Origin of the sequence: Tahibacter caeni (genome assembly GCF_024609805.1) — a bacterium.
Classification (GTDB): domain Bacteria; phylum Pseudomonadota; class Gammaproteobacteria; order Xanthomonadales; family Rhodanobacteraceae; genus Tahibacter; species Tahibacter caeni.
This window is the reverse complement of the sequence record NZ_JANFVR010000422.1, coordinates 1-3458: the sequence shown is the minus strand read 5'-3', so window position 1 is coordinate 3458 and position 3458 is coordinate 1. Positions and strand designations below refer to the sequence as shown.

Sequence of the window (3458 nt, the reverse complement as noted above, 5' to 3'; positions counted from 1 at the left end):
GCCGGCCTGCCGGCGCAGGACACCGCGCCGCGCCGGCGCGGCACGACCGCGCTGATCGTCGACGACGATCCCGACGTCGCGGCGCTGCTCGAAGTGCTGCTCGGCGATCTCGGCGTCGTCGCGCGCACGGCCAACACCGCGGCCGCGGCGCTCGCCGCGGTTGCCGAGCAGGCGCCTGATCTCGTCCTCGTCGACGTCGAGCTGCCTGGCCTGTCGGGCAATGCCGCGGTCTATCAGCTGCGTTCGCAAGGCTACAAAGGGCGCATCGTCACGGTCTCGGCCAACGCGACCGAATCGGCGCGCGCCGCGGCGCTGGCCGCAGGCTCCGACCACTACCTGACCAAGCCGCTCGACTTCGGCCAGTTCGCCCGCGTCGTGCAGGGCGGCGGCACGGTGGCCTGAGTCCTGCGTGGTAGCATCGACGCTTTCGCCGGATCATTTGCCGTGACCATCTGTCCCGAGGCCCTGGCCGAACTCAACGCGCTGCTGACTGCCGCCGCCGCCAGCGGCGATCCCGATCCCAGTGCGATGACCCTCAGCACCGTCGACGCGCAAGGCCGGCCGCATTCGCGCATCGTGCTGCTCAAGGGCGTCGGCGCCGACGGCCTGCGCTTCTTCACCAACTACACCAGCGCCAAGGGCCGGGAGCTCGCGTCGAACGCGCAGGTCGCGCTGTGCCTGCACTGGAAACAGCTGCGCGACGGCGTGCAGGTGCGCGTCGAAGGCCGCGTCGAGCAGCTGTCCGCAGCCGATTCCGATGCCTATTTCGCGACGCGGCCGCGCGGCAGCCAGATCGGCGCCTGGGCGTCGCTGCAGTCGCAGACCCTGCCAGACCGCGGCGACTTCGAGGCGCGCATCGCGCAGTACGAAGCCGAGTTCGCCGGCCGCGACGTGCCGCGTCCGCCGCACTGGGGCGGTTATCTGGTCCGGCCCGACCTCATCGAATTCTGGTACGGCGCGAATTTCCGCCTGCACGAGCGCCAGCGCTACGAATGGCGCGACGGCGCCTGGCAGCGGCGCATGCTGTATCCGTGAACGCGGCGGATCCCTATCCCTCGCGCATCGTCTGCCTGACCGAGGAGCCGACCGAGGTCCTCTACGCGATCGGCGAACAGGACCGCATCGTCGGCATCTCGGGCTTCACCGTGCGGCCGCCGCGCGCGCGCAAGGAAAAGCCCAAGGTCTCGGCGTTCACGAGCGCGAAGATCGGCGAGATTCTCGCGCTGCAGCCCGACCTCGTGATCGGCTTCTCCGACATCCAGGCCGACATCGCGCGCGAGCTCATCAGGGCCGGCGTCGAGGTCTGGATCAGCAACCATCGGTCGGTCGCCGGCATCCTCGGCTACATCCGCCGCCTCGCCGGCATGGTCGGCCGCAGCGAAGCCGGCGAAGCGCTCGCGCGGCGCGCCGAAGCGCACGTCGCGGCGACAGCCGCTGCGGCGGCGGCACTGCCGCGGCGACCGCGCGTCTATTTCGAGGAATGGGACGAGCCGCCGATCAGCGGCATACGCTGGGTCGCCGAGCTCGTGCGCATCGCCGGCGGCGACGACGTGTTTCCCGAGCTCGCGGAAAAATCCCTCGCCCGCGACCGCATCCTCGCCGACGCGCAGGAAGTCGTGCGCCGCGCGCCGGACCTGATCTTCGGTTCCTGGTGCGGCAGGCGCTTCCGCCCGGCCGCCGTCGCGGCGCGGCCCGGCTGGGACGCGATACCGGCCGTGCGCGACGGCGAACTGCACGAGATCAAGTCGCCGATCATCCTGCAGCCCGGCCCCGCGGCGCTGTTCGACGGGCTCGATGCGTTGCACGCGCGGATCGCGGCCTGGGCGAGGGTTGGCGCGCATCGGTGAGCACGGTCATCGGGTCGAAAAGGCAAAGCTCGAAGCGCTACGCCGCAATGTCGGCGTGCACGACTGAGGTTTCGCTGCGACCGCAACGCTCCGCGGCGAACAGCGGCGACTGCCGCGGCCACGGAATCATCGGCCACTCGCACGAGCCCGCCGGCTGCGGTCGCTCGAACCAAGTGCGTGGGCGGCGGTGCGGACGGCGTCTCGCGCCGGAATGAAACAACCGTTTGAAATCTGCGTTTGAGCGTTGTAGAGTCGCCCGGCCGCCGCGGTCCGCGCCGGCACCATGAATCCAACCATCGATCGTCATGCTGGGAGGGCCTCGGGTTCGAGGCCGGGCGTCGGTTGACAGAAGTGGCCGCGGGAGCGGCCCGCCGAAGACGGGAATCATCCGCGCGGCAGGAGCAGTGATTCGGGACGACAGGCCGGCAGTACCGGTTGCTCCGGGGCTTCCCTTGGGAGAGGGAAGTATGATGCGCCACGTCTTCGGACGCCTGCTCGGCGTCCTGCTGTGTCTTGGTTTCGTCGCGCCGGCTCTGGCGCAATCCGGTTATACGCAGACGCGTCATCCGATCGTGCTCGTGCACGGGCTGCTCGGGTTCGACAGCCTGCTCGGCGTCTACGACTACTGGTACGGCATTCCGTCGCAGCTGCGTTCCGGCGGCGCGACGGTCTACGTGGCCAGCGTGTCCGCCGCGAACTCCAGCGCGCTGCGCGGCGAGCAGCTGATCCGCGATCTCGACCACCTGCGTGCGCTGTACGGCCATGCGAAGTTCAACCTGATCGGACACAGCCACGGCGGGCCGACGATCCGCTACGTCGCCTCGGTGCGGCCGGATCTCGTGGCGTCGGTCACGTCGGTCGGCGCGCCGCACAAGGGCAGCAAGGTCGCCGACGGCCTCGACGCGGCCTTGCCGCCGGGTTCGCCGCTGCGTCCGCTCGTCGCCGGTTTCGTCGATGCGCTGGGCAGCTTCCTCGGCTTCCTGTCCGGCAACAGCGATCCGCAGTACGCGCTCGCCGCGCTGGCGTCGCTGAATACGGCCGGTTCGGCCTCGTTCAACGCGCTGCATCCGCAGGGCGTGCCGACGACGAGCTGCGGCGCCGGCGCGGCCGTCGTCAACGGCGTGCGCTACTACTCGATCGGCGGCACGTCGGTGCTGACGAACCTCTTCGACGCCTCCGACGCGCTGCTCGGCGCCGGCGGTCTGTTCTACGGCTTCGAGGCGAACGACGGCCTCGTCGGCCGCTGCTCCAGCCATCTCGGCGTCGTGCTGCGCGACGACTACGCCTGGAACCACCTGGACGAAGTGAACCAGGTGCTGGCGCTGCGCGGCCTGTTCGCCTCGGATCCGGTCAGCGTGCTGCGCGCGCAGGCGAACCGGCTGAAATCGGCCGGGCTGTGAAACGGCGCTTCGCCGCGGGCGTGATCGCAGCAGCAGTCCTGGCCGGACTGCTGCTGCTCGCGCGACCGGCGCGAAACACGCCGCCGCCGGTTCCCGCGCCGGCGGCGGCGACGTCTTCGGCATCCACGGATCCGGCGGCGCCGCGCGACGCCGTGGCGAGCACGGCCGCGCAGCGCGTGCCGCAGGCGGCCGCCGTCGCGCGCGCCGATTC

Annotated in this window: 4 protein-coding genes and 1 pseudogene; all 5 read left to right on the top strand. The window is 70.9% G+C overall.

Annotated elements, in window-relative coordinates; all coding sequences use genetic code 11:
- The coding region (locus NON22_RS21950) for a response regulator (RefSeq protein WP_257389134.1) at positions 1–402 on the top strand (402 nt) is incomplete at its 5' end.
- A 42-nt stretch (positions 403–444) separates the two neighbouring features.
- Positions 445–1035, top strand: coding sequence for a pyridoxamine 5'-phosphate oxidase (gene pdxH / locus NON22_RS21945; protein WP_425508015.1), 591 nt, complete (start codon positions 445–447; stop codon positions 1033–1035).
- A complete protein-coding gene (locus tag NON22_RS21940) occupies positions 1032–1847 on the top strand; it encodes an ABC transporter substrate-binding protein (protein ID WP_257389133.1) in 816 nt (271 codons plus the stop codon). The genes pdxH and NON22_RS21940 overlap by 4 nt, the downstream gene beginning before the upstream one ends.
- Positions 1848–2317: 470 nt before the next feature.
- Positions 2318–3247, top strand: coding sequence for an esterase/lipase family protein (locus tag NON22_RS21935; RefSeq protein WP_257389132.1), 930 nt, complete (start codon positions 2318–2320; stop codon positions 3245–3247).
- Positions 3248–3267: 20 nt separating this feature from the next.
- Positions 3268–3458 (top strand): annotated as a pseudogene (locus NON22_RS21930) (hypothetical protein); the annotation flags it as partial.